This window comes from Desulfocapsa sulfexigens DSM 10523, from assembly GCF_000341395.1.
GTDB classification, from domain to species: domain Bacteria; phylum Desulfobacterota; class Desulfobulbia; order Desulfobulbales; family Desulfocapsaceae; genus Desulfocapsa; species Desulfocapsa sulfexigens.
On sequence record NC_020304.1, the window covers coordinates 851,915 to 878,157 of the forward strand.

At 47.3% G+C, this 26,243-nt stretch carries 20 protein-coding genes and 1 riboswitch; of the genes, 9 read left to right on the forward strand and 11 right to left on the reverse strand.

The features are described from left to right. Positions 1-35 precede the first annotated feature (35 nt). Both UWK_RS18155 and UWK_RS03695 read right to left on the reverse strand, forming a co-directional pair. Complete coding sequence (locus UWK_RS18155) at positions 36-2,294, reverse strand: ATP-binding protein (RefSeq protein ID WP_015403006.1); 2,259 nt, start codon at positions 2,292-2,294, stop codon at positions 36-38. A gap of 248 nt (positions 2,295-2,542) precedes the next feature. Next, the gene (locus UWK_RS03695; protein WP_015403007.1) at positions 2,543-3,013 is read right to left on the reverse strand and encodes a DUF2058 domain-containing protein; all 471 of its coding nucleotides are present in this window, start codon (positions 3,011-3,013) and stop codon (positions 2,543-2,545) included. 124 nt (positions 3,014-3,137) lie between these two features. Here UWK_RS03695 and UWK_RS03700 point away from each other — a divergent pair, with 124 nt between their 5' ends. The 3 genes from UWK_RS03700 to UWK_RS03710 all read left to right on the forward strand — a co-directional run bounded on the left by UWK_RS03700 (position 3,138) and on the right by UWK_RS03710 (position 7,264). Further along, on the forward strand, positions 3,138-4,766 hold the full coding sequence (locus UWK_RS03700; protein ID WP_015403008.1) for an ABC-F family ATP-binding cassette domain-containing protein: 1,629 nt from the start codon (positions 3,138-3,140) through the stop codon (positions 4,764-4,766). Positions 4,767-4,888: 122 nt separating this feature from the next. Then, positions 4,889-6,073, forward strand: a complete 1,185-nt coding sequence (locus UWK_RS03705) for a trypsin-like peptidase domain-containing protein (protein ID WP_015403009.1) — start codon at positions 4,889-4,891, stop codon at positions 6,071-6,073. Between the two features lie 54 nt (positions 6,074-6,127). Beyond that, the gene (locus tag UWK_RS03710) at positions 6,128-7,264 is read left to right on the forward strand and encodes an acyltransferase family protein (protein WP_015403010.1); all 1,137 of its coding nucleotides are present in this window, start codon (positions 6,128-6,130) and stop codon (positions 7,262-7,264) included. Here UWK_RS03710 and UWK_RS03715 read toward each other — a convergent pair. Together UWK_RS03715 and UWK_RS03720 are read right to left on the reverse strand one after the other, a co-directional pair. Next, complete coding sequence (locus tag UWK_RS03715; RefSeq protein ID WP_015403011.1) at positions 7,256-8,344, reverse strand: tetratricopeptide repeat protein; 1,089 nt, start codon at positions 8,342-8,344, stop codon at positions 7,256-7,258. The two genes, UWK_RS03710 and UWK_RS03715, sit on opposite strands and share 9 nt — an antisense overlap. A gap of 7 nt (positions 8,345-8,351) precedes the next feature. Further along, positions 8,352-9,821: an adenylate/guanylate cyclase domain-containing protein gene (locus UWK_RS03720; RefSeq protein WP_015403012.1), complete on the reverse strand. Its 1,470-nt coding sequence runs from the start codon at positions 9,819-9,821 to the stop codon at positions 8,352-8,354. 229 nt (positions 9,822-10,050) lie between these two features. Between UWK_RS03720 and UWK_RS03725 the strand changes: the two genes are divergently transcribed. Continuing rightward, a complete protein-coding gene (locus UWK_RS03725; protein WP_015403013.1) occupies positions 10,051-10,827 on the forward strand; it encodes a lysophospholipid acyltransferase family protein in 777 nt (258 codons plus the stop codon). On the opposite strand, the gene UWK_RS03730 is transcribed toward UWK_RS03725, so the two are convergent. From UWK_RS03730 to UWK_RS03760, 7 genes are read right to left on the reverse strand one after another with little or no spacing between them, the layout of a single operon-like run. Further along, positions 10,799-11,563 carry a tetratricopeptide repeat protein gene (locus UWK_RS03730; RefSeq protein ID WP_015403014.1) on the reverse strand — a complete coding sequence of 255 codons (765 nt, stop codon included), beginning with the start codon at positions 11,561-11,563 and terminating at the stop codon, positions 10,799-10,801. The genes UWK_RS03725 and UWK_RS03730 overlap by 29 nt on opposite strands. Continuing rightward, on the reverse strand, positions 11,560-13,473 hold the full coding sequence (locus tag UWK_RS03735; protein WP_015403015.1) for a BatD family protein: 1,914 nt from the start codon (positions 13,471-13,473) through the stop codon (positions 11,560-11,562). The genes UWK_RS03730 and UWK_RS03735 overlap by 4 nt, the downstream gene beginning before the upstream one ends. Beyond that, positions 13,473-15,473, reverse strand: coding sequence for a VWA domain-containing protein (locus UWK_RS18160; protein ID WP_015403016.1), 2,001 nt, complete (start codon positions 15,471-15,473; stop codon positions 13,473-13,475). Before UWK_RS18160 ends, UWK_RS03735 begins: the two co-directional genes overlap by 1 nt. Further along, a complete protein-coding gene (locus UWK_RS03745; protein WP_015403017.1) occupies positions 15,470-16,456 on the reverse strand; it encodes a VWA domain-containing protein in 987 nt (328 codons plus the stop codon). The genes UWK_RS18160 and UWK_RS03745 overlap by 4 nt, the downstream gene beginning before the upstream one ends. A gap of 4 nt (positions 16,457-16,460) precedes the next feature. Continuing rightward, positions 16,461-16,985: a DUF4381 family protein gene (locus UWK_RS03750; RefSeq protein ID WP_015403018.1), complete on the reverse strand. Its 525-nt coding sequence runs from the start codon at positions 16,983-16,985 to the stop codon at positions 16,461-16,463. Then, positions 16,982-17,896, reverse strand: a complete 915-nt coding sequence (locus UWK_RS03755) for a DUF58 domain-containing protein (RefSeq protein ID WP_015403019.1) — start codon at positions 17,894-17,896, stop codon at positions 16,982-16,984. Before UWK_RS03755 ends, UWK_RS03750 begins: the two co-directional genes overlap by 4 nt. A gap of 7 nt (positions 17,897-17,903) precedes the next feature. Beyond that, the gene (locus UWK_RS03760; RefSeq protein ID WP_015403020.1) at positions 17,904-18,965 is read right to left on the reverse strand and encodes an AAA family ATPase; all 1,062 of its coding nucleotides are present in this window, start codon (positions 18,963-18,965) and stop codon (positions 17,904-17,906) included. Positions 18,966-19,232: 267 nt separating this feature from the next. Between UWK_RS03760 and UWK_RS03765 the strand changes: the two genes are divergently transcribed. Genes UWK_RS03765 through UWK_RS03785 form a run of 5 tightly spaced genes read left to right on the forward strand, consistent with a single transcriptional unit; the run spans position 19,233 to position 25,958 of the window. Next, on the forward strand, positions 19,233-19,511 hold the full coding sequence (locus UWK_RS03765; RefSeq protein WP_015403021.1) for a rhodanese-like domain-containing protein: 279 nt from the start codon (positions 19,233-19,235) through the stop codon (positions 19,509-19,511). Positions 19,512-19,541: 30 nt separating this feature from the next. Continuing rightward, on the forward strand, positions 19,542-20,063 hold the full coding sequence (locus UWK_RS03770; RefSeq protein ID WP_015403022.1) for a hypothetical protein: 522 nt from the start codon (positions 19,542-19,544) through the stop codon (positions 20,061-20,063). Continuing rightward, entirely contained in the window at positions 20,064-22,370 is a 2,307-nt protein-coding gene (locus UWK_RS18165; protein ID WP_015403023.1) for a hybrid sensor histidine kinase/response regulator, read from the forward strand. It begins immediately after the preceding gene. Between the two features lie 29 nt (positions 22,371-22,399). After that, the gene (locus tag UWK_RS03780; protein WP_015403024.1) at positions 22,400-24,163 is read left to right on the forward strand and encodes an ABC transporter ATP-binding protein; all 1,764 of its coding nucleotides are present in this window, start codon (positions 22,400-22,402) and stop codon (positions 24,161-24,163) included. Further along, positions 24,156-25,958 (forward strand): ABC transporter ATP-binding protein, encoded by a 1,803-nt coding sequence (locus UWK_RS03785; protein ID WP_015403025.1) that lies wholly within the window; start codon positions 24,156-24,158, stop codon positions 25,956-25,958. Before UWK_RS03780 ends, UWK_RS03785 begins: the two co-directional genes overlap by 8 nt. A gap of 53 nt (positions 25,959-26,011) precedes the next feature. After that, positions 26,012-26,195: riboswitch (cobalamin riboswitch) on the forward strand. Positions 26,196-26,243 lie beyond the last annotated feature (48 nt).

Here is a 26,243-nt window from a genome sequence, read left to right on the forward strand (position 1 = left end):
TAAAATTGACATTTTTTTCACAGCAACAAGTCCTTTCACTCTGGGCTTAAAGCAGAGTTGATCCCCTCTCGGAGTTCTTTCATGTCAAATGGTTTTGACACCGCTGCACAAAATCCATAATCACGATAATGAGAAAGAACCTGGTCGTTCGAGTAGCCACTGGAAACTATTATTTTTGCTTCAGGAGCCAGTTGCAGCAGTTTACGGGCAGCTTCCTTTCCCCCCATGCCACCGGGAATAGTAAGATCCATAATTACAAGATCAACAGGTGTCCCCTTCGCCTCCATCTCCTGATATAACCGTATTGCCTCATTACCATCAACGGCAAGAATTGCCTCGTGACCAAGGGAGGCAAGTTGCGCCTCAACCAATACACGGATCATCTTATCATCATCCATCACCATAATCCTGGATGCCCTTGGCAATGGCATGCTTTTCTCATTTTTGTTAGTGCTGCAAACAGCACCGGGGTCAGCCGGGAGATAAATGTTAAAGGTCGTTCCCTGACCGGGACTCGAATGAACCGTTATACTTCCATGATGCTTTAGAATAATCGTATGACTGATAGCCAGCCCTAAACCATTGCCCTCTTCTTTCGTACTGAAATAGGGGTCGAAGATGTTATTTATAATTTCCTGCGGAATCCCCGATCCGCTATCTTGGAGAGTAATGCGGACAAAGAAATCATCACTATGCCTGCTCACCAGAAGCTCGGAAGAACCGGCTTCAATGTTCTCACAGCTGATGTTCATTGTCCCACCCAGCGGCATGGCATGTATGGCGTTAATGACCAGATTCTGTATAACCTGGCTGACCTGTCCACTATCCACCTGAACCATCCATAAATCATCCGGAAAAAAATACTCACAGGAAACCTTGGAGCCATGGAGAACAAAATCTGCTGATTCCTGAATAAGCTGGGCCAAAGCAGTGCATTCCTTTACCGGTTCACCTCCTTTTGAAAAAGTTAAGAGCTGCTGAGTCAGTTTTGTCGCCCTTTTGGCAGCCTTTTGAGCGTCTGCAAGAAGAGAAAATGCTGTATCATTCTTTTTAAGGTGTGCTGTAGCGAGCTCAATATTTCCAAGGATAACTGAAAGAATATTATTAAAATCATGGGCAATCCCTCCGGCAAGGACCCCAACCGATTCAAGTTTTTTGGCCCTGAAGAGTTCTTCCTCCATCTGCTGTTTCTCTGTAATATCGCGTGCGAGCATAAGGAAATGAAAGGATGTCTCTGAGACCTGTTTCTTAGAAGTGGAAAGTTCAAACCAGTGCTCTCCTTCTGCCAGGGGCAGCCTGATTATCTGGCCATGAGATATACCCTGCTCTGCAGCTTTCTCAATAGCCTCCATCACCACCCTGGAGGCATCAGCGGGAAGGATCTCGCTCACCGTATGCCCCAGAAGGATCTCTTCTTGAGCAGCCAGAAGCGTTGCATCCTGAGCCCAGATTTCGATATATTTCCCTCTTCTGTCGAGCTCGAACATAAGATCTGGAATGGCAAGCAAGGTAGCATCGAGATCGGCATTGGCCCTTCGCAGCTGTTCTTCAGTGGATTCCCGACTCTCAATTTCCTTCATCAGTTCCTGGTTTCTCTCCTGTAATTCAAGAGTGCCACGAACAATCAGTCCTTCTCTCTCATCGATTTCATCGTTCAGCTCGTCAATTAAAAGCGCATTCTCTTCCTGCAGTCGTATTGACCGCAGAATGTTTTTATTTAGATTGCGGGCAAACAGAATCGTCATGATCAGGTATATGGTCACCGCAAGCGCCAGCCATTGATAAGAACTGTCCTGGTAACAAAACAGGTTACCAGCCAAAACTGCTCCCTGGGGGAGGATATAGAGGATAACAGCCGGCAGGGAAGCAGCCAGAACAGGAACAGCCACACTGATAACCCCAAACGCCAGGAAGACCAGTGCAGCAAAAACGAAAGGATCATTCTCGTCATTGAGAAGGAAATATACCAGACTCCAGGCTACTCCAACCAGCCCGCACCCAACACAATAGGAAACTAACCAGCCTGAAGAAGAGCGTAATTCCGGTCGTTTTTTTCTAAGATACCACAGTCCGATACGGTATGAAGCCGTAACAAACAAAGCCAACAACCACACAAGGAGAAGAGGCGAATCCAGACGTGGCTGCAATAAAGAGTAATAAAGAAAAGAGACGAGGAAGATGACTGTGTTGGACACGGGGGCCTGCATATACAGCAGACGGACTCGTTCATCCTCAACAAAAGATGACTTCGAAAGAGAATTACCAGCAGAAAATGCGGGGTGAGATTCTGTCATTTGTGAAGATCTCTGGTCATCAAAGCAAGACAAAGCCTGCTCCCGTGAGTACTTCGCTGAAGTAGTTTTCTAACTGCAGACTGGCAGCAAACACTTCGTTCTAAGCTCAGCTTCTAACATTTGTTCAAATAATTTTCGATACGAGCTTTATTTACTCAGAATCTCATAAAAGCTATCCATTGGTCAAGCACAATCACAGAAAAAAACCAGCACAGAAACCATAATCACATGATATTATAAACAAAAAATCAAAAAGAACCATGAAAGGCAATGACTGAATTTTTGTCACGGCTCATTATCTGTTGAGCAACTTTTGCCGGAACGACTTCATAGCCATCTCCGGATTTAACGATTGCCAGCTGTCCACGACTCAGCTGTTCCGTCATTTCTTCCGAAACGAATATCCGTTCTATTTTACTCTGCACTACAAAGTGGTACGGGTCACCACTGTCATCGCGATCCAGCTTGTTTTGCTCTATAAGTTGTTTCACCTGTGCCTTTTGCTCGCGCTGCAGCTTTTCCGCAGCATGTTTTCGATTCAGTTCACGGTTACGTTCTGCCTGAGCTGCCTGCTCCTCCCTGGCCCGGCTACTGATCTGAACCGAAGAATCTTCCTTTTTCTGCTTGCGATTAAGATGTTTTTCACGTTTCACCTTGTTGGCCTGCTTCTTGTTGACCAGCCCGGCCTTCAGAAGCTGATCCTGAAATGGATTTCCCATGGTTTTTATTTCCTTTACAAAGTAATCTGTCTGATCTGAAAATGCGGGAGTGCTGTAACTCTCCTGAAAATACTTTAACCGACAAAGCATCCTTACAACAGTTTTTCTTTATCCCGAGAATTCCATGATCCATTTGAACAATATCTCCAAACAATACGGAAGCCAGATTATCCTGAACAAATCCAGTCTTCAGATCCTGCCGGGGGTCCGAACCGGACTCGTTGGACCGAATGGTGCTGGAAAAAGTACTATATTCCGCCTGATAACTGGCGAAGAAGAGGTCGATAGTGGCGAAATATCCTGCTCAAAGAAAACAGTACTCGGCTATTTTTCCCAGGAAACAGGAGAGATGGCCGGACGCTCGGCACTGGAAGAAACCATGTCTGCCGTGGCCGAAGTGATGGCACTTGCCGAAGAAATTGCAGAGATGGAAACAGCCATGGCGGTACCCATGGCCGATGACGAGCTGACCGCACTGCTTGAGCGGTACGGAGATGCTCAAGAAGAATTTGAACACCGGGGCGGTTATGACCTTGAAACCCGTGCTAAATCTGTCCTCACCGGGCTTGGCATCGGGCCGGATGATTTTAATCGTCCGGTTGAATCCTTCAGTGGTGGCTGGAAAATGCGCATTGCCCTTGCTAAAATTCTTACCATCAACCCCGATGTCCTCCTCCTCGATGAACCCACCAATCATCTTGACATCGAATCCATCCTGTGGCTTGAGGGGTGGCTCAAAGATGATTTCAAGGGTGCATTGCTCATGACAAGCCATGATCGAACCTTTATGAACTCTATTGTCAGCCGCATCGTAGAAGTTTCCAACAAAACGGCAACAACCTATGGAGGGAACTACGACTTTTATCTCCAGGAACGGGAAATTCGGCGTAAAAACCTTCTCGCCAGCTATCGCAGACAACAGGAGATGCTGGCCAAAGAAGAAGATTTTATTGCCCGCTTTGCAGCACGGGTCTCCCATGCCGCCCAGGTGCAATCACGTATAAAAAAACTGGAGAAGATAGAACGCATCGAATTACCGCCTGAACAGAAAACCATGCGTTTCAGCTTTCCAGAACCTCCTCGCAGTGGAGACGATGTGGTTGCCATGGAAGAACTCGGCAAATCATGGGATCTGGAAGATGGTGGTAAAAAAGATGTATTCAGCGGAGTGAGCGGTATGATCCGGCGCCAGGAAAAGATCGCGGTGGTCGGAGTAAACGGTGCCGGAAAATCCACCTTTCTGAAAGTGCTGGCCGGAGAAACACAAGCAACTGAAGGAAGCATCACTTTAGGTGCTAATGTATCAGTCGGATATTTCAGTCAACACTCAATGGACGTCCTCGATGGAAACAGGACTGTCTTTGAAACTCTGCAAGAGGTGATGCCCCAGGATCATATCGGAACAATTCGCAATCTCTGCGCCGCCTTTCTCTTTCAGGGGGATGATGCAGACAAACGCATATCACTGCTTTCGGGTGGTGAAAAGAGTCGTGTTGTACTCGCCACCCTTCTGGCCCGCCCGCTCAACTTCCTGATCCTTGATGAACCCACCAACCATCTGGATATGCAATCCCGGGAAATACTCCTGGAAGAACTGCAGAAATTCACCGGCACTGTTCTCCTTGTGAGCCATGATCGCCATTTTCTTCACTCACTGGTCGATCATGTCATGGAAATTGACCATGGTGAAATGCGCCTCTATGGTGGCAGCTACGACTATTACCTTCGAAAATCCGTGGCGTTACAGGAGTAACCTTGACAAACGACGGGTAGGCCACCACTTCACCATCATTTGTAGCTCCTAGCTGTTTAGTGTAACATGAATCATATGACTGTAGGATTTTGTTCAACTATTATTTTTCCAGAGGTATAACCATGAAATGTCCAAGCTGTGGAAATAATCAGAAAAACACACTTGAATGTGAACGCTGCGGCATCATTTTTGAGAAATACAGGGCACGGCAGCAGCGTCTTGCCGAAGTCAAACTGGCCAGCGAGGAGCAGAATGAGAAAAAGAAAAAATCACTTTCCAGCCTGGTAATTGGTCTCATGGTTGGACTGCTGGTCGGTGGCGGAGCTTTCTTTTACTTTGGAAAAGGGTCCGATACAGCAGTCCCACCTGCTGATTTTACCGAAGCATTTCCACAACAACAGGAAGTCAGCGAAAAAATTCAGGATACGGTGGTCACAGGACAAGAATCAATGCCACAAGTGCCACAGCAAAACAACAGGCATACATCACTAGAAGGACTGGCCGCACAACTGCACGAAAAACATCCTGCCACGACTGCCATAGAAAAAGCACGTAACGCCACGGTCTTTATCAAAACCAGCTGGGGAAGCGGTACCGGTTTTTTTGTCTCAAACAATGGACTGATCATTACCAATAAACATGTACTCCAGATGCAGGAAAAAGATATTAATGCGCTCAATGATAATGCAGAGAAGGGGGCAAAACTTCTGGATGGTGAGAGAAAAAGAATAGAATATCTCAAGAGTCAAGTTTCACGGATAGGCGACGAAGGGATGCGCCAGCAGCTCAAAGAAGATATCAGAGCCCGGGAACAGGAATATGCAAAGTACAGTGCACTGCATCAGCAGTTACTGGACCAGATCTCCACTATAGAGACGGCTTCACCAACCAACGACGTTGAAGTTATCCTCATCGATGGCAGTACCTGGCCGGTGAATTCCGTCACCATCAGTGAGCGCCACGACCTGGCTCTCATATCCATTGACGCCTATTCATCCCCCTATCTCTCCATATCGCGCAGCCAAAGAGACCAGGGGCAGAAGGTCTATACCGTGGGCAATCCCCACGGCCTGAGACATACCGTGACATCGGGGGTCATCTCCGGCTACAGAAACTATAACGGAGAATTTTTCATCCAGACCGATGCTCCGATAAATCCCGGCAACAGTGGCGGCCCCTTAGTGGATGAAGCCGGAAAAGTACTCGGTGTGAACACCATGATCATTCGGGATACCGAAGGGATCGGATTTGCAATCCCCATGAAATCGGTTTTTGAAGAATTTGGAAACTATATTTCAGTGAAATAATCGTTTGTGAGACACAGAAGAAATGTGTGAATACAGGAACCAGCAATAGAGACAGTGCAAACACAAAAAGACACGCCACTCTTCGGGAAAGAGCAGGCCGCCCATATCAAAGGGGCAGCCATTATCATGTTGATTCTGCATCACCTCTTTCTTTTTCCCTCCAACAAACCCTGGTTCACCAGCATTATAGGGAATCGCTGGGGTGGTATTGAGTTTTTCATCTCCTCGGTAAGTAAGCTCTGCATCCCGCTTTTTTTCTTTGTTAGTGGCTATGGTCTCTGGCAGGCTTCCCGCTCCGACCAGCACCTTTGGAAAAGCACCTTCCGCCGCCTGCGAGCTATTTACACCATCTATATTGTTACGGTGGTAATAACAGTGCTCCTGTACTTCTTTGTAAACGGCTCCTGGGTACTGCTGTCAAGACGACATGCCGCTGAAACATTTCTTGGCACCAATATAGCCATTAACGGCTCCTGGTGGTTTTTCATTATCTACGTTGAACTCCTTCTTCTCACACCTCTGGCTGTCCATTTTGTGAGAAGGTTTTCCTGGCTATATCTGGCATTACTTTCATCCTTTGTCTATCTGTTGTCTCCCGAAAGCGGCTTCAGTTTTTTTGCGGACCAGATCGCCAGGCTCGACCTCTCTGCCATTATGTACGAACCATTTCCCCTGAACCTCCTCTGGTTCAATCAGTTTTACTTTTTTACAGGGTTTTGCCTTGCAGCTTCGGGTCTTTTTGAAACCATCCTTCGTGGCTCGATAAAAACAATGGGCCGTTCCCTGTTGCGATACGGCATTGCCCTTGGCCTTATTGGAGCAATCTTCTGTTTTCGCTATTATCTGATCGATATCAGCTCGGCTCTTGGAATTCTTTCAAAGGAAGGATTAAATATCTTTCAACGCACTCTTATCAGAACCAGGGCCGATTTCATTCTGGGCCCCCTGCTGATTTACGCCATGGTTCTTCTCCTGCATCACCACAGATTACGATCACTCGCATTCCTGGGCAATCACTCCGCACCAATCTGGCTGATCCACGGAACAGTGATAGCACTACTATTACAGCCCATGAAAAGTATTCGTCCCTGGTCACCGCTTGTCTTCTTTCTGGTGTTGTCTCTCTGTGTACTCTATGCTCTTGCCTATTCATCTGTCGCCAGCTGGTTACGAAAGAAATGGCTACATTGAACTGTTCTTCTCTCCTCCAGCTCCCTCTATCTGACGTTTCCGTAAAGAATGTAATTTCTCAACAATCGTTTCTGCTCGTTTCAGTTTACTTTTTACTGTTTCATTCTCGGGTTCTAGCGCTATAATGTTTTCCCACGCTCGTATAGCCTGTTCGTAATCCCCTGCACGATAAAAAGAGTCCCCAACGGACAATTCTTCCTCAACATATTCGCTGATCTCACGATGCAGACGCTCCTGCATAAGTTCCACCGCCACAGTTTTCTGAGCACCTGCTGTCAACCGAGAGAGGTGTTGACGAGCCTCGGCCAACTTTCCAAAAGCCATTGCCTTATTAAAAGATTCCATACTCTTCTTATCTTTCCTTATAGCAACTTTTTTTCTGTCCTTCTGCTTCTCAATCGCTCTCTTCCGGATCTGTTTATCCAGACGATCCATCTGAGAGTCTGCCTCTGGACCGGGATACAACTCCACAACCAGCGGAACAATGCGACGCGCCATTGCAAGGTTGTTTTCCGCAAGCATCTGTTCGCCAAGATGCAGCAACTGCAAAGCAATTTCCCTCGCATCATTTTTAGTACGGGAATATTTCCATTGAACAACCAGATCATTCGGGCTACTGGCATGAAGGTCCTCCAAAAGAGGCAGCTTCTTTTGCAGCCATTCTCCCGTAATAATCAACTCCTCATACTCCAGGTTATCTAATTTTTTCTGAAAACGGAGGAGCATGTTCTGCTGCGCAGACTCCAGGGTTTTAGACTCTCCACTCTTTTGCAGTGCCTGACTATACGTAAGTTTAGCGGCAGGCCATTCGTTTTTTCGCTCCTGCTTCAGGGCGGTGGAAATAACAGATTTTTCATAGGCCCGCAGTTCATCAAGGATCAGCCTCCGTCTTTTCTCAATTTCCAGGGCATGTGGATACTCTTCTGGAGTATCCGCTATAAGGCTGAGAGCCTTGCCAAATTCCTGCCCTGCCTGGTACTCATCAAGAAGGGTGAGACGGTCAATTTTAGGATCAAGGAATACCAAATGGGTACAACTTTGAAGGAACAACGCTAAAAGGAGGAAGACGAAAGAGTTCATGATAACATTAATGAACCATGCCAGAATGGTTCATTTTGGCAAATTCCATGGAAACTACCTGTTTCGATTGAGCCTCAACTTTCCAGATTTCCGAAGGAGCCGCCTTTCCCCGTAGTCGAATAGTTTGGGCCAGACTAGTTTGATACAGAATGGCCAGCGAAAGGGAATCGTGCAGTTCCCGGGTTACAAGTATCTCACCGCCTGCTGCAATGGATGAGAGCCTGGCAGCAAGGTTTACGGCATCACCTATTACTGTATACTCCATACGTCTTTCTGATCCAATATTCCCCGCAAGCATAGTGCCGGAATTAACAGCAACGCTGAACTCCACTGTAATCAGCCCCTGGTCGCAGCGCTGCCTGTTAAACTCTGTGATCATCCGTTGTATTTCAATACCGCAATGCACCCCATTCAAACCGTGTTCCCTATCCTCAATGGGTGCCCCAAAGAGGATCATAGCACAATCTCCAATATATTTATCAATGTGCCCCTTATGATCTCTGGCAATCTGATCAATAAGGGTAAAATAGTCATTGAGGAGCCGGTTCAAAGATTCCGGGTCTAATTTTTCACTCAAACTGGTGAAGCCTGCTATATCTGCATACAATACCGTTGCCTCTACATGGCTGCCACCAAGACGGTTTTCCGTATCATCCATCAGAGTGGATGCCACATCGGGTGAAACATGGCGCGAAAAGGTCTGCTCCACGTGTTTCTTCCTGGAAAGCCCCTCTGTCATGGTGTTCAGGGACCCCATAAGCTGCCCCAACTCATCCTTACGACACTCTTCAAAGCGAAACTGATAATTTCCCTGGGATATTTCCTGGGTCCCATCGACAAGCTGCTGAACAGGACGGGACAGCCTTCTTCCAATCAGGACCGCAACAACGATCCCAAGACTGAGCATAAGAGCTGTTATAAGCATAATGGTCTGCAGAGTATTCCCATAGGCCGCCCCCATAAAGGAACGATCGAATGTAATAACGCAGTACCCAACTGTCAAATCCCGAAAAGTGATATTACTGACGTAAGAACTAAGGTCAACAGGGTCTTCCTCTCCAACTGACCAGTACATGGGTTGACCGTCATGTATGCTGGCAGGGTTTACAGAGGGAATAATTCCGATACCAGAAAGGAGGGCTGACTGATCTGTATATATGGCGACACCTTCTATGCCCTCATTGTACACGAGGTTGGAAGTGAGTTGATCCACGGCCTGACGGTCGTCTGCCAGAACAGGCTCGACAGCGGCAATGGCCAATTGATCACCCAATGCTGCTGCGTAAGCATCTGCCTGCTGATCAAACACAAGGCTCTGATTCCCAAGAATAAGAAGACTCAGAAGTCCCATTCCGATGATAATGACAGTAGTGATAATAGAGGCCAGCTTGACAGCAATGGATGAAGAAACGATCCCCTTAAAAAAAGAAGAAAGAAATTGTCGCCTCCTCTCAACCTGTGTCTTCTGCTCAATCATAATATGGTGAATATACGCTACGTATTCTTCTTGTTCTCATTCTTTGTTCATTGTATTCTTACAACCAAACACGGACAAATTCAAATACCGTTAAACGGCAAGTTAGCCTGTACTCAATTCAGCAGCCCCTTAAGGGCAGAGAGTGAAAGTACCTTATCAATATATTTTCTTTGTAAAAAACAAGAAATTATGCTGTAAGCATACTAAACCATTCCTCTGATAATATACCATGGAACAGCTAATATATACCAACAACCGCTATCATACCCCAGCGAATGCAACTTCTTTCTGGGGGAAGCTCTTTCCGTCATTCTCATTCTATATGAGTTTTCTGGCTAACGTCTATTTTTCCAGCAGAAAAGCAAAACAGGGGAATTATGACAATGCAGCATGGTGTCAATCAAGCTACAAAGTCCTACGGGCCCTGGAACGGACAGGACTGCAGGTATCGATAGCCGGTGTTGAATACCTGCGGGGCCTTGACTCTCCCTGCGTCATTGTAGGTAACCATGTCAGCATGATGGATACGGTTATTGTTCCAGCTATCGTGGTTCAGGAAAGACCCATGACTTTTATCATCAAAGAGAGCCTGATGGAGTACCCGGTGTTTAAACACGTGATGCGGTCACGGAACCCCATTGCCCTCAGCAGGAAAAATGCCCGGGAGGACTTGAAAAAAGTACTCAGTGAGGGACAAAAACGACTGCAACAGGGCATATCCGTCGCTGTTTTTCCACAAACCACCAGGGGGACAGATTTTGATCCAAAACAGTTTAACACCATCGGAGTCAAACTTGCCTTGAAGGCTGGGGTTCCGGTACTCCCCCTCGCCCTGAAGACCGATGCCTGGACAAACGGTAAGATCATTAAGGATCTGGGGCGAATCCGCCCGGAAATTTCAACCCATTTTTGCTTTGGCCCACCAATTACCGTTGAAGACAAAGGAAAAGAAGCTCACCGCAAGGTAATTGAATTTATCAGTGGAAAGTTGAAGGAGTGGCAATAAACTCAAAAGCCTCGGCTGCCAACCAGCCACTGCGTCCAGCTTCGTCGACGACAAGGACATAGTTATTGTGTACCCTTTCAGGATGGACCATTCGCCCTTCCTGAATGGTACCAATTGAAGCAGCAGACTCAAAAGGTGACACCCGAAGTCGTGCATCCGATACCACAACGACCCCATCCTGCCAATGTTGATATTGTCCGGCAGCTCCAACAGTAGCCACTACCATGACAACCAGACAGGCTGCAGCAAGCCCGTAGCGAGTCGTTCGTTTATATGAAGGAAAGATCGGTACCAGCAGAACCACCCAAAAAAGTACAAAAGCTGTTACCGTGAGCCCCAGCCACTGATTCAGGCCGATAAAAGAGACAAAGCGCTGTATAAAAGACTGCTCTTCCTGAAACAACCCGCTGTTTTTGCGAACGAGTTCAAGATTTCCACGACTATCGGAGTCTCCGGGTGCCAGCCGCAATGCCCGCTCATAGTTAAGAATAGCCCTGCCACTCTGGCCGGCCTGAGCGTAACTGTTTGCCAGATTATAGTAAAGTGGTGCTGATACTCCCCCCCCCGTTAATGATTCAAAAAGCTGAATCGCCATCTGGTAATCACCCCTGCTGTACGCTGCTGCAGCATTCTGAAACTGTACCTGGGTATCTTCTTCAACCGCCCACAGCAGCTGTGATGAAGTCAGGAGAAAAAAACAGACCCCACATACAATCTTCTGTAAAAAGTCTGTCATCTCAGCCCTTCCAGTTCCTTTTTCAATTCACTCACAATACCCTGCATCTCCTGAGGATTTAACTCCTGCCCACCATAGGCACTTTCATCTGCAGCCCTGAATATTGGCAAAAGAGGTGAATCGGTGGAAAGTCGTTTCTCCAGGTCGGCATAGGTAATTGCCCCCGCCTCCATTTCCCAGACAAGGCCAAGTTGCTCCTGAATAGCTCTGCGACAGGCGGCCAGGAACCCCCTTGAGTCATTGACCGCAAGGGCCTGTTCGATTTCCTGGACACGTAACAGAAGCAGATGTTTCATGGCCTGCTCCCTTTGCAGTCGTGCATTCCCCGCATATCGCGCCGCCCTTAGTTTCAACACCAATACTACCAGGAGCAGGAGAAGCAACAACCCGGCCAGAACCTGAAACCATTTTCTTGCAAACAGAGGCGTCAATTCCTGATTCAATTCTCCGGGAGTCAATTGCAGGGGAGCCAGACCATTCAGCGGCGGAACAACCTCCTGCTCGGCCTCTGCAGGTTTCATCTCCTCTTTTCCCTGATCCTTGTCTACTTTTACAGCTACAGATGGCGCCTCCTCCGTTTCCCTCTCCTGGATATTCAGAGGAACAGGATCTGCAATCAGGGTCTTATATGTGGTGCTAAGCGGATCAAAATAGCTGAATCTGATGGCCGGAATTTGTTGCAGGTTCTGATCTTTTGCAACGAGCGCCTGCTCAAAAATCTTCTTTCCATGGCCGGGCCCACCATCCTTTAAAAACTCTGAGGATGGCGTGTAGGTCTTCCAACCCTCTTCAGTAGCCAGTTTCGGCACCTGAACCCGATCAAAATTCCCCTGACCACTTATGGTCATGGTAAGAGTAATGGGATCGCCGGGTGCCACCGTAAGTGGGCTTGCAGTGACATCCAGATTGAAATCTCCAATAGCACCACTAAACCCTTCCGGTTTACCATCCAGCGGCAGAGGAAGTACGGTCAGGCTGAGTGGAGGGCTTGCAATGGTCACCTCTTTTTCGCTGTAGGAAGAAAAGAAATTATTAAAAAATGGATCATGGCCACCAAAAGGACTGGTTCGTTGTTCCGGGAGAAGAAGGGTTGCAGCAATATCCACACTCAGCTGATGAACACCCTCTTTAATCCCTGACAAGGCCGACTGCCACGATAGCACGTTGTAGCGACTGTCATTTACAAGTTCCCTGGTCTGCTCCGGCTCACGTTCCAGCTGCTGAAGCACAAAGCCGTCCCCCTGCAACTGCGGCAAACTGTTAAGATTCGCCTTAATAGTGTCACGAAAATATACTTTTATCTGCACCGGAACAATCTCACCGCTGTAACTTTTTTCTTTAACAGGTAATACCCGAAGAAAAGCTACTTTATCGGACTCTCCGGAGCGAAGCCTGGCAGAAGAAGAGCCACCCGACGTCTGTGGCTGCACCGTCGCAGCCTGTGGAGCTGTTACTGTAAAAGTGATCGGGCGGGTCATCACGGTTCCCTCACCTGTCACAACCTTTATGGCGGGAATGGTAAAATCACCCTCACGAAATGCCTCCACATGAAACAGAGTTGAGACAGATGCCGAATAGGCACCGTTAATCAGATTCATCTGAGTGGACTGACCCCGTTGATAAAAACGAAGTCCTTCAACTTCAGGCATCTGCGGCTCTGACGACCGTGCTCCTGTCACAGAAATGGTGAGTGCCGCGGCGCGATCCAGTGGGAAGCTGGAAACATTCAATGATGCCGTCACCTCCACCTCAGCATATGCAGATTGAACAACTGGCAGCGTCAATAAAAGAAACAATACAGTACCTAACGCTGTTGATGAAGGGTGAACCGGCACTCTTCTCAGGAGCCCCTTGATGAAGCCAGGCACTTTCATTATTCTATTATATGAAAAATTGTCTCTACTCTTCATTACCAATCCTTTGATATTTTCTGATCCCTGGTACCATTGGAAATGGCCCCTGGAACAAAATTCAACTCACCCGTCTCATCTTTTAAACTATTCAAGAGCTGTTTAGCTTCTTCTTCCGTCATTTTCCCCTGACTTCTTCGTTCCTGAGCCCTTGCTGTCGCTTCCTGCTGCTCTTTGTCCCTGGCTGCATCCTCTTCTGCGGCATCCTTATTTTCTTCCTGCTGTTCTTCTCCGGCAGCAGAGGTATCCTGTTGATCCTGCCCCGTCTCGTCACCTTCATCTTCCTTTGCAGAATCTGAATCATTCCGCTGCTCCTGCCCACTCTCCTGTGATTCCTGGTCTCCGGAATCGTTTTCAGAGGAATCCTCATCCTCGCTTTGCTGGCCCTGATCCTGATCCTGCTTCTGCTCCTGCTGCTCTTTATTGTCGTCTGAGTTTTGATCCTGATCTTTCTTTTCCTGATCCTGCTGTTCCTGCTGTTTTTTGAGTTCCTCAAGCTTCTTCTTTACAAGCTCAAGATTATAATGGGCGTCATCATGCGTAGAATCCAGCTGAAGGGCACCATCGAAGGACGCCACGGCCTCACTCCACATTTGAATGCTGTGTTGAGGGTCAGTCTGCAGCGTTTCTTTGCCTCTCTGGAACAGGGCATTACCCCGATTATAATATGCCTCCTTCTGAAGCTCGAGATCATCACTTTTCAGTGCTTCGGTGAATGCCTTGGCCGCATCCTCAAACATATTATTTTTATACGCTGCAGTTCCGTAATTGTAGTGTAACCTGGCATCATTTGGAGACTCCTGCAACTGTTCATCGTAGAACGTTGAAGACGTAAGAAAATCTCCTGAGGCGTAAGCATCTTCTCCCTTTGACGCCTCAGCATCCTCCACCCATGCCAGAGTCCCCAGTCCAAAAAGTAGCACCAGAACAGCCGCAGCCTCCTGTTTTCTTCGACGTCCTGCCGTTTTTATAAAGGGAAGTCGCAGGCTACGGGCGGATTTTCTTCCTCCAAGCAGAAACTCGATCATGAGTAAAGCAATGGCAACACCCAGAGGCCACACGAATCGTTCCAAAGCAACCTTATGTCGTTTTTCCGCAAGCTTTTCCTTAGGGATAAGAGATAACTTCTTCTGGTATATGGTCTGCAATCCTTCACCACTGTTTCCAAGCGGCACATACAGTCCCCCTGACAGCTCTGCAATTTGCCCAAGCATGGTTTCATCAAGGCGTGAGGTGATAAAATTCCCCGACTCGTCCTTAACAAAACCACTCCTGCCATTCTCCATAAAGGGTATCAGTTCTCCCTCACTGCTGCCAACGCCAACGGTGTAGATGGTCATACCCTTTTCTGCTGCAGCCTCTGCAGCTTTTAAGACATCTCCCTGAAGATTTTCACCATCGGTAATCAACACCAGTATCTTATGGTTCGCTTCGTTTGAAAGGACTGTTTCCGCTTCAACGATTGCTGCCGCCAAATCGGTCCCGCCCCTGGGGATGATCGTGGTATCAATTGCCTCAAGAGAACTTTCAAAGGCACTGTAATCAATGGTCATGGGACACATCAGAAAGGCTGACCCCGCAAAGGGCAGGATTCCCACCCTGTCCCCTTCCAGCTGGCTCACAAAATCCAGAATGGCAAATTTTGCCCGTTTGAGACGATTAGGACTGACATCCTCTGCCAACATGCTTTTTGAGGTATCCACAGCAAACAAAATATCAATACCCTTTCGCTTCACATCTATCCATTTAAAACCGTACTGCGGTCTGGCAAGTGCTATAAAACAGCAGCCAATCGCCGTAAGAAGGAGGATTCTTTTCAAGAGACGTCGCTCAAGAGAAACATTAGCGCACAATTTTCCAAGCAAGTGTGGAGCTGCAAACTTCTGCAGCTGTTTTTGTCTTTTCTGAGCGATTTTCCTATACAAAAAAATAAGGATGATAAGAGTTACTGCCCCAACAGAAAACCAGAAAGGAGCACCAAATGTGATCATTTCACTCATGGCAGGCGCCTCCTCCCAAGCATAATCTCAATTCCCAGAAAAAATAGGGCAGCAAAGACAAACCAGGAGTAAAGCTCCCGGTAATTTTCAAATTTCTTGATGTTTCGGGTAGTGGTTTCCATGGTATTTATCTCTTGATAGACCTTCTCCAGAGATTTTGTGTCGGTAGCCCGAAAATAACGTCCCCCTGTCATTTCAGCAACCTGCCCCAACGTTTCATCATCGATATCAACCCTGACCCGCATAAGACGTTTTCGCCCAAACCGGTCTTTTACAGGCATTGGAGCCTCGCCTCTTGTTCCGGCACCAATGGTATAGACCTTGATCCCAAGTGTTTCAGCGGCCTCAGCTGCAACAAGAGGTGGGACCGTACCGGCGTTGTTCATCCCATCGGTGAGGAGAATCATGATGCGCGACTTGGCATCACGATCACGGAGACGGTTCAGTCCGCTGCCAATGGCCGAACCAATCGCAGTACCGTCCTCAATCATCCCTATGGACAAAGAATCCAGACGCTGTACCAGCCAGTCATGATCCAGTGTAAGAGGACTCACCATATAGGGACGGCCACTGAAGGCAAGCAGCCCAATACGATCATTGGGCCGCTCCATAATAAAGGTGTGCATAACCGATTTCACGACATCAAGCCTGTTGGCAGACTTTCCTTTCAAGGTGAAATCCAGTGCCTCCATGGAACCCGAAACATCAACCGCCAGCAGAATATCAATGCCGCTTGCTTCAATTTCAGTGGTGGTATTCCCGAGCTGGGGACGCGCGAAGGCAAGGATAAGAAACCCCAGGCCCAGAAGGCGAAGCGCAGCGATTATCCCCCCCGGCCCTGTTTTCCGTCCTTCTGCTAAAACAGCAGCAATGGAGGTGGAGGAAAAAACAAGTGCGGGTGCAGCACTTCTTCTCCCACGTAGAATGGCGAGCAGAGGCAGGAGGGCGAGAAGCCAGAGAAATTCCGGGTGTAAAAATCGCATAGTCCTACCTGCCTCCGTCCCTGGTTTCGCGGGTGGATTCGATAAAATCCCCTATCGCTGTTTCCATTTTTTTCATACCATTCAGATCCGGGGTACAACGGGCAAATTTCGCCATATCGCACTGATTAAGACATTCCCGCAGACTGTTACGATGTTTCTCCGAAAATGTTATCTGCCTGACTCCAAGATTGTCTGTAAGATGACCGAAAAACTCTTTCGTGGTTTGTCTGGTCGTTTGAATGTGAAAACGATTTTCAATATAGCGCCGTAAAATATCAGAGACTTCCTGGGCATATGACAGGGCCTCCTCGCCATTCATTCTGCTCCTGGCCCGCTTGAGGTCCTCCAGTGCCGTTTCATGGGCAGAAGGGAGAATAACAGCCTTCTTTCGCAGACGAAAAAACCAGAAGAACAGGGCTGCCATAATCAAAAAAACGAGTATTACTAGAGCGAACAGCAGATAGTTCGGATCTTCAGGTAACGGTAAGGGAGGGTGGATATCACGAAGTTGCAACTGTTCCTGATTCATCTGCTGAGCCTCCTTCTTCTGTTGCCAAAGAAATTCAACAGTGGCGGCACATAGGACTGGTCAGTGGAGAGATCGAGAAGATCGACACCCGCCGAGCGAATAGCTTTATTGAGTGTTTTTCTTCTGTCGGCTGCAAGCTCCGCATAGCCTCGACGCACAGAAGGGTCAGAGGTGTCGAGTTCTACCTGAACTCCACTCTCAGCATCTTCAATGGTGAGCCAGCCCACATCGGGGAGGGTATGCTCACGCGGATCCGAAATAATCATGGCGATTAAATCATGGCGACGGTTACTCACCTGCAGTTTCGGCTGCAGAGCTGTTAAGGCCTTTTCGAAATCACCGGGTAGACAGAAATCTGAAATAAGAAAGGTGACACATTTACGCCTGGCAACTTCATTTACAAAATCAAGGGGAACAATCAGGTCTGTTTTCCGGCCCTGGGGCTGAAAGAAGAGGATCTCCCGAATAAGTCTGAGGATATGTGATCGTCCTTTTTTGGGCGGGATATACAGCTCCACAAAATCTGAGAAAAGAATCAGACCAACTTTGTCATTATTACGAACAGCCGAGAAGGCAAGCACTGAGCCGATCTCAGCCATAACTTCCCGTTTAGAACTTGCAGCGGAACCAAAATCTCCTGAACCGGAAATATCAATCAGCAGCATAATGGTGAGTTCCCGCTCTTCGGTAAACTTTTTGATATGGGGTACCCCTGTTCGTGCCGTAACATTCCAGTCAATGGTTCGAATTTCATCTCCCGGCACATATTCCCGGACCTCGTCAAAATTCATACCTCGTCCCTTAAAAACGGACTGGTAGCTTCCAGCTAGAGTATCGTTGACCAGCCTGCTGGTTCGAACCTCTACCTGACGAACCTTCTTCAGAATTTCCCTGGTGATTTGCTCTTCCATATCAACCCTATGGGACAGGAACGGTATCAAGAATTTTTCGGATAATATCCTCTGTTGTTATCGCCTCGGCCTCGGCCTCATAACTGATACGAATACGATGTCGCATCACATCCATGGCGGCAGATTTCACATCATCGGGTGTTACGTATCCCCGTCCGGCCAAAAAGGCCAGGGCCCGGGAAACGGTTTTCAAATTAATGGTCGCCCGGGGTGAGGCTCCGGTTTCTATATAGTCGTGAAGATCAAGCTTGAAACTTCTGGGATCACGGGTGGCACAGACGAGCGAAACAATATAATCTTTTATTTTGTCATCCATATAAATGCTATCTACCACCCTGCGTGAAGCAAGAATATCATCCGGTCCGACGACAGGATTAACCACAACAACAGAATCAGTATGATCAACGGCGTCAAGGATCATACGCTCCTGAGTCATGGATGGATAATCCACAATAACCTTCATCATAAACCTGTCTACCTGTGCTTCGGGCAATGGATAGGTCCCCTCCTGCTCAATGGGATTCTGGGTGGCAAGTACCAGAAAAAGCTCTGGCAGACGAAAGGTCTCGTCTCCAATAGTCACCTGTTTTTCCTGCATGGCTTCAAGCATGGCAGACTGCACTTTGGCAGGAGCCCTATTGATCTCATCAGCAAGAATAAGCGACGAGAATATTGGTCCCTGCTTGACCTCAAAAAGCGTATCCTTAGGATTATATATCTGAGTCCCTATAATATCGGCGGGCAGCATATCCGGAGTAAACTGGATACGCTGAAAATCCGTATGTATAACCATAGCGAGGGTTTTTACCGCCAGTGTCTTGGCAAGCCCCGGTAATCCCTCCAGCAGGATATGTCCTCCAGTAAGCAATCCCACAAGGAGACGTTCCACCAGGTGCTCCTGGCCAATTATGGATTTAGCCATCTCCCGACGCAACAGACCAACCCAGGAAGAGCTCGCAACAACGGATTCATTGATAGCCTGAATGGAGGTATATCCTTCCTGCCGTACTGATTGGGGTGGAAGAGATGCAGATGAAACCGGATTAACAGATCTATTTTGCTCGTTCATGGAGACTCCTTTTAACGGAATGAGGGTATCTTCTTATCAGGACTAAAGAATACCACAGAAACATTACCGGAATATTACCGGAACATTACAATGCTGTAATCTTGTACAATTTTCTGCCAACGTGTCTTCAGCCACGCATTATTTCACCAAAAACCCTCCGCAGTCCGATACGTTTTAAATTTGTTCATCCAAGCCAATTATGATAACATCATAAATAATCATTCACGATCTGTTCTCGATTTTCTGGTTTACTAAGGAACCATGTTTATGAGAAAAATCATTCCGTTTGTCCTTGGCATTTTTCTTTTTCTCCCAACAAACTCTTATGCGCTCGAACGCTTTGAAATTTTCACCACCTCTCAATTGATGCAGCTGCTTCAGGACAGAAAGGATGGAAAAACGGACTTTCTTCTCGTCAATGCCCTTGACGAAATGATCTACCGCCACGCCTTCATCCCCGGTTCGGTGAATATTCCCATCACCCAGTTTGGGCAATATGCTCACAGGCTCGGAAAAGACAAAAATAAGCTGATAATTTCATACTGAATGGGCTACAGGTGAGTATTCGCCTACAAAATGGCAGTTGCCATTAAAGCAAAAGGGTTCACAAATATTAAAATATACAATGGTGGACTGAAGGACTGGATACAATCAGGCAATCCCACGGAATCAATAGAAACCCTTCCAGAAGCAACCGTCCAGTTTATCGATGTCAATCAATTAAGGATGCTTCTTTCCGAGGCTGACAAGACAAACTGTATGGATAAAAATGGTAAACCACTTCTTACACTTATTGATTTCCGTTCCTCCAACAGTGATTCCATAAAAAAAGGGGCAGATAAATATCGGATAGCAACAAAATGCCATACCATTTCAGCATTGCTTGATGAATTTATTGACAACAATAGCCTTATCGAATCCATCCCCTTAGAAGGACTTACTATTTCTATCAGTGAGACAGGAAACAGAGACACGTTCCTTATCAGATATCTCTCCAAATGTTGCAGACCTGATATCCGAGGTCTTAAATACGGTATGAGAAGCTGGATAAAGGCCGGGTATCCTGTGGAAAAAACAGCCCATTCGGACACAAACTAAATGCTTAAAAGTCTTCGTGCCAAACTCCGCATGATGCTGTTTTTCCTCAGCATCATCATTGCGTTAGCATTTCTGAACTTTCTGATGAACCAACGTGTTGTGAAACTGGAACGTGACTATGCTGAAGTTGTTGCAATCAACAATAACTTTGCCGATAACCTTGCCGGTGAATATAATTCTCTTGCCAACCCTGAAAAATTCTCAGACTTAAAAAACAACTATCTTGTGTTATATCAAAGCTGTACAGGCTGTCACAACTCTAATCCTGGCGAAATAATTATCACCAGGATTGCTTTCCTGGAGGAACTCAACGAAAACCAGCTCACCGGAATACAACTCAGGCACACCATAAATAACAGGCTTGATGAGCTGACGAAAAGTGTCCGCTATATTCATGAGCATCACATTGCCAGCCTGAAAAACTTCCTCCAGCGTAATCAATTCAAGGAAGAACCGTACCCCAGCAATAACAGCGAAAGAAAAGATCCAATAGCATCAGCCCCGGAACTTGATATCATTCAGCTGACAATAGCTATTCAGAATATCCTGGCTGATATCATTAGCAATTTTTACCTTCTTAAGGATACCCAGACCCCTCTCAAACTTCAAAACGAATTTCTGAATAATATTTCTCGTTTTTACTCTACCATCAACCTACTGGAATCCTCTTCACTCGATGCACAGGACGGACTTCTGGTGGAAGAACTTCTTGATTCCGGAAGAACATTTGAAAATTCATTTTCAATACTGATTCAACTTGAAGAAACAGAAAGAAAGCTCTTTTTACAGCTCCACGATAACCAGAGAAGGATCCTTGGTGTTGTCTCCGACGTGACAGGGAAAGTGAAAACGAAACGTGATCGGCTCCACAATCAACTAACTTTTTTGGAATACTCCTCTTTTCTCTTTATTGCCTTCCTTATGCTATTGATAGTGAAACAGGGAAGAGGAATTATCCACTCAATCGATCACCTGGTTAATGAAACCGGAAAAATCAAAAAAGATCACACTTATCAAATCTCGACAGCGCCAAACCAGGAAGAAGAGTTTCAAATATTATCACAGGCTCTGAATAGTATGGCCGCGAATCTTGACCTAAGAATTCAGAAACTTAACGAAGAAACGCGCCTAAGAATCCAGGCTGAGAAAGACAAAACAGAGACAGAAATAAAGCTGCAACGTGCTAAGCAGATGGAGGCCATCGGAACTCTTGCCGGAGGCATTGCCCACGATTTCAATAATCTGCTCACAGCAATCCTTGGGAATATAAATATTGCCACCTACTCTCTTTCTCCAGACCATGAAGTATACAACAATCTGGTGCAGGCAGAAAAGGCATCAAAAAGAGCTCATAAACTCACTAATCAACTGCTCACTTTTTCCAAAGGTGGTGCTCCGATTAGAGAAACGGCTCCAATTGATGAGGTTATCCGGGAATCTGCCTTTTTTGTTCTTCATGGCAGCAATGTTAACTGCTCCATAGATATCCCGGATGATCTCTGGCTGGTCAAGATTGACAGAGGACAGATTGGCCAGGTCATCCAGAACCTGACCCTGAATGCCGACCACAGTATGCCAGAGGGCGGTACCATTTCCATCAGCTGTTCCAATCACCAGGAGACCCAGGACAGCCCGATGCTCAAAAAAGGCGATTATGTCCGGGTTACTGTCCAGGACCAGGGAACAGGCATCAAGGACACTGATATCTCACATATTTTTGATCCCTACTTTACAACGAAAGAAAAGGGAAGCATCAAGGGAAGTGGCCTGGGGCTGGCCATCGTCCATTCAATCATCTCCAGACACGGTGGATACATCACCGTTGCCTCGGAATTAGGCACCGGGACTACCTTTACTTTTTTCCTTCCAGCGGTAAATACAACAGCAGACCTGCAGCAGGAGCCAAGTGGTGATATTCTCTCCGGAGAGGGGAGAATCCTTGTCATGGATGATGAATCAATGATACTCGCCATAATGGAACACTCACTACCCTCTCTTGGGTACACGGTTGAAACAGCAGACAGTGGAGAACAGGCATTGAGAATGTATGAAAAAGCTGCTAGAGATAATACTCCCTTTGATCTCGTCATCATGGATCTCACCATTCCGGGTGGCATGGGAGGAAGAGAGACGGCTGAAAAAATCCTGAAACGCCATCCGGATGCCGTGCTTCTTGTTTCCAGTGGCTACGCCGAGGATCCGATAATGATCAATCCAGCAGAATACGGATTCAAAGGGGCACTCAAGAAGCCCTATGAACTCAGAAACCTCTCTCATCTGCTTCATACTTTATTACAGAAAAAGTAAAAAGATTTTCAGCAGTGAATCATGATACCATGCCACTAAAGGATCCTCCTCCCATCAAAAAGGTGCTTGGACTCCTTGGACCAATCTACTTCAAACACCGCATTCGTCTCCTCTTTGGTCTGATTGCACTCCTTGGAGTCAATTTTCTCCAGCTTATAATTCCTCGTATTCTTAAAAAAGGAATTGATGCACTTGCAGATGGAACAGCCAACCAGAACAACCTGCTCGAGCTCGCACTGCTTATCTGTTTTATCGGAGTCATTGCCACTCTGCTTCGTTTCAGCTGGCGCTACCTGATCATAGGATTCTCAAGATATCTGGAACGGGACCTGCGGAAAAAGATTTTTGGCCATGTCATGACCATGGATGGAAGTTTTTTCTCCAAATATAGTACAGGTTCCATTATGGCCCACGGAAGCAACGACCTCGCGGCTGTTCAAATGGCTTGCGGCATGGGCCTCGTTGCTGCCATTGACGCCCTTGTAATGTCAATTGCGGCCATTGCCTTCATGGCCAACATTCATTTACGCCTTACACTGCTGGCCCTTTTACCCATGCCAATTCTGGCTCTGGCTACCCGTTATCTTTCGGGACAACTGCACCATCGTTTTGATCGTGTCCAGGGACAGTTCGCCAGCATGACCGAGTTCGCAAGATCCTCCATCGCATCCATTCGCCTGCTTAAGGCCTACACTCTGGAGACATCACAGAGTAAACGCTTTGCCCATCTTGGCCAGAAATATGTCCACTCCAGCATTCGGGTGGCAATCATTCAAGGCCTGCTCTTTCCCATAGCGACTCTTGTCGGGAGTTTCGGCATGTTGCTGGTACTCTATTTTGGTGGTCGGCTAGTCATCCTGAAAACAATTACCATGGGTGATTTTGTAGCCTTTATAACCTACCTCTATATGTTGATCTGGCCCATCATGGCAGTTGGATGGGTGGCCAATCTTTCCCAGAGAGGAGCAACATCACTGCGCCGAATTTACCTCCTTCTTTCAGTTCCATCACAGCTTCCACCCGGCATCACTGGTCACCGACCAGATAGTTCCCTGTTTCACCTCCATAGGCTCAACTTCAACTATCCAGAATCAGAACGAAGGATACTTAAGGATATCACTCTTGATATCCCGCCGGGAATCCTCGGCGTCACAGGTCCCACAGGATGCGGCAAGACCAGTCTCTGCCAGGTGCTGGCCCGTGTCTACCCTATAGCTGACCAGAGCCTCTTTTTAGGCAGAACAGATATCAACGATCTCCCCCCCGAAACCGTAAAATCTTTGATCAGTTATGTGAGCCAGGAAGCCCTGCTCTTTTCGAGCTGTCTTCGTGACAACATCGCCTTTGGGAATCCCGATGCATCCATGGAACGAATTGTTGCAGCAGCAACAGCGGCCGCTGTCCACGATGAAATAATGGCTCTCCCTCACGGATACGAGAGTATGATTGGGGAAAAAGGCGTTACCCTCTCAGGAGGGCAGCGTGGCAGGGTCGCCCTTGCAAGAGCCATCCTCTGCGACAGGCCCATTATCATAATAGATGACGGCCTTGCCGCCGTGGACACGAGCACGGAACAGGAAATAATCGAAAATATCACACCATGGCTCAAAGGGAAATCGGTCGTCTGGGTCAGTCAGCGAACCAAACAGCTTGCCCGAACAGACAGGGTTCTTGTTTTGGAAAACGGAAAAATCAGTGCCCTCGGCCCCTACAATGAGGTTGTTCGGGAAAATGCCTTCCTCGCCGAGATCAGCCGCAGACAAGAGCTTCAGGGAGAAGGCAACAATGCGTAACTTCGGATATTTTGAAGAAGATTACACTCCCAAACTTTCCGAGAAGGGATTATGGCGCCGTATCCTCGGCTACATCCATCCCTTCAGGATTCCCTTCACCGGTGCGATCCTGCTCTCCCTTTTTGTCACAGTCTCAGCGCTCGGCCTCCCCTGGATAATGCAGCGGGCTATTGATCTCTACATAACCAGCCCCATGCTCGATTTTGAACTACGCATGACAGGACTCAGTACCAGTGTAATGCTCTACGGAGGGTTAATGCTTATCGGTTTTGTCACTGCTTTTCTCCAGGTCTTGCTCCTTGAATGGATCGGACAATCAATCATGCACAGACTGCGCCAGGATCTTTTCAGTCATCTTCTCCAGGTCGAACTGCAGTTCTTCAACACCCAGCCGGTTGGCCGCCTGGTAACCCGCTTGACAAATGATGTCCAGAACATGCACGAGATGTTCACATCCATCATGGTAACGATATTCAATGACCTCCTCCGCATGTGCGGCATCCTTGTCCTGCTTCTCTATATGAATATTCGGCTCGGCCTCCTTCTCTGCCTCTTTGTTCCACTTGCCGTCGTGGTTACCATTCTCTTTTCCAGACTCGCCAGGAATCATTTCCGAGCCATACGAAAACAGCTTTCCAAAGTAAACGCATTTGTCCAGGAAGCTGTTTCAGGAGTCTCCCTGGTACAGCTGTTTGGAAGGAGTAGCGATCTCAAACGGAAGTTTGCAGGGCTTAACGACGATTACATGACAAAAACTCTGCGCCAGATCCGCCTCTTTGGTACATTTATGCCCATCACCGAACTGATGAGTTCGCTGGCAGTTGCGCTGATTCTCTGGTATGGCGGAGGAGAGATTATCCGTAAGCAACTGACCCTGGGAGAGCTGGTTGCTTTCCTCTCCTATATGCGCCTCTTCTTCCAACCGCTCCGGGAGCTTTCACAAAAATATTCCATTGTCCAGTCCGCCCTTGCCTCCGCGGAACGGATCTTTCATCTACTGGATACAGACACCGAGGAACAGAACATTTCAGAGGCTGAAAAAAACAGCCCTTTGTCACTGGATGGCGAGCTCTGTTTCAATGAAGTAAACTTCTCCTATCTTCCCGACCAGCCAGTCCTCCATGATATCTCTTTTACGGTTAAAAAGGGCGAGACCATAGCCATAGTCGGCGCCACCGGAAGCGGGAAATCCACCCTTCTCAATCTTATGCTCCGTTTTTATGAACCAGACAGCGGTACCATCAGCCTTGGTGCGCACTTTCTTACTGATGTACCAAAAAAGACACTGCGCCGGGAAATCGGTGTTGTAATGCAGGAAATGCTTATTCTCCAGGACACCCTGTTGAACAATATTGTTCTTGATACAGGAAAAAGCCGAAAAGAGGTAACAGAACTGCTGCAACAGACCCAATTGATAGAATTTGTTACCAACCTCTCCATGGGACTCGATACACTTATAGGAGAAGGTGGACAGGCCATGTCAACCGGAGAAAAACAACTCCTCGCCATCGCCAGAGTATTATGCCGCAATCCATCTCTGCTGGTACTTGACGAAGCCAGTTCTGCCATTGATTCCAAAACTGAAAAACTTCTGGAACGACCGCTTGAGCACTGTTTCAAAGATAAAACCGTGTTAATTATCGCTCACCGCCTCTCCACCGTACAGCGTGCCGATCGAATCATTGTACTTGACAAGGGCAGGATCATGGAACATGGCAGCCATGCCTCCCTCCTTGCCAGGGACGGGATTTACAGAAAACTGGTCGCTCTTGATTTCGGATCGGGAATTTCATAACGACATATCCGGGGACCTCTTCCCAGCTTGACAGAGAGTCAAAATTCATTTACACTCCGGCCTAATTTTCAGGTTCCATGCAAATGGAGAATAAGGGAACCCGGTGTAAATCCGGGACGGGCCCGCCGCTGTAATCGGGGACAGTAGCTGCATAGTGTCACTGGTCGTAAGACCGGGAAGACGCAGCTATATGGTTGATCCGAAAGTCAGAAGACCTGCCTGAAGACAACGGTACAACCGGGTGCAATCCGGTTATGAGGTACTATGCTGAAATCTCCGTGGACA

Bases quoted from the DNA above. Each gene is read 5' to 3' on its own strand.
- UWK_RS18155 (WP_015403006.1), bottom strand. From the start codon at position 2,294: ATGACAGAATCTCACCCCGCATTTTCTGCTGGTAATTCTCTTTCGAAG.
- UWK_RS03695 (WP_015403007.1), bottom strand. From the start codon at position 3,013: ATGGGAAATCCATTTCAGGATCAGCTTCTGAAGGCCGGGCTGGTCAAC.
- UWK_RS03700 (WP_015403008.1), top strand. From the start codon at position 3,138: ATGATCCATTTGAACAATATCTCCAAACAATACGGAAGCCAGATTATC.
- UWK_RS03705 (WP_015403009.1), top strand. From the start codon at position 4,889: ATGAAATGTCCAAGCTGTGGAAATAATCAGAAAAACACACTTGAATGT.
- UWK_RS03715 (WP_015403011.1), bottom strand. From the start codon at position 8,344: ATGAACTCTTTCGTCTTCCTCCTTTTAGCGTTGTTCCTTCAAAGTTGT.
- UWK_RS03720 (WP_015403012.1), bottom strand. From the start codon at position 9,821: ATGATTGAGCAGAAGACACAGGTTGAGAGGAGGCGACAATTTCTTTCT.
- UWK_RS03725 (WP_015403013.1), top strand. From the start codon at position 10,051: ATGGAACAGCTAATATATACCAACAACCGCTATCATACCCCAGCGAAT.
- UWK_RS03730 (WP_015403014.1), bottom strand. From the start codon at position 11,563: ATGACAGACTTTTTACAGAAGATTGTATGTGGGGTCTGTTTTTTTCTC.
- UWK_RS03735 (WP_015403015.1), bottom strand. From the start codon at position 13,473: ATGAAGAGTAGAGACAATTTTTCATATAATAGAATAATGAAAGTGCCT.
- UWK_RS18160 (WP_015403016.1), bottom strand. From the start codon at position 15,473: ATGAGTGAAATGATCACATTTGGTGCTCCTTTCTGGTTTTCTGTTGGG.
- UWK_RS03745 (WP_015403017.1), bottom strand. From the start codon at position 16,456: ATGCGATTTTTACACCCGGAATTTCTCTGGCTTCTCGCCCTCCTGCCT.
- UWK_RS03750 (WP_015403018.1), bottom strand. From the start codon at position 16,985: ATGAATCAGGAACAGTTGCAACTTCGTGATATCCACCCTCCCTTACCG.
- UWK_RS03755 (WP_015403019.1), bottom strand. From the start codon at position 17,896: ATGGAAGAGCAAATCACCAGGGAAATTCTGAAGAAGGTTCGTCAGGTA.
- UWK_RS03760 (WP_015403020.1), bottom strand. From the start codon at position 18,965: ATGAACGAGCAAAATAGATCTGTTAATCCGGTTTCATCTGCATCTCTT.
- UWK_RS03765 (WP_015403021.1), top strand. From the start codon at position 19,233: ATGAGAAAAATCATTCCGTTTGTCCTTGGCATTTTTCTTTTTCTCCCA.
- UWK_RS03770 (WP_015403022.1), top strand. From the start codon at position 19,542: ATGGCAGTTGCCATTAAAGCAAAAGGGTTCACAAATATTAAAATATAC.
- UWK_RS18165 (WP_015403023.1), top strand. From the start codon at position 20,064: ATGCTTAAAAGTCTTCGTGCCAAACTCCGCATGATGCTGTTTTTCCTC.
- UWK_RS03780 (WP_015403024.1), top strand. From the start codon at position 22,400: ATGCCACTAAAGGATCCTCCTCCCATCAAAAAGGTGCTTGGACTCCTT.
- UWK_RS03785 (WP_015403025.1), top strand. From the start codon at position 24,156: ATGCGTAACTTCGGATATTTTGAAGAAGATTACACTCCCAAACTTTCC.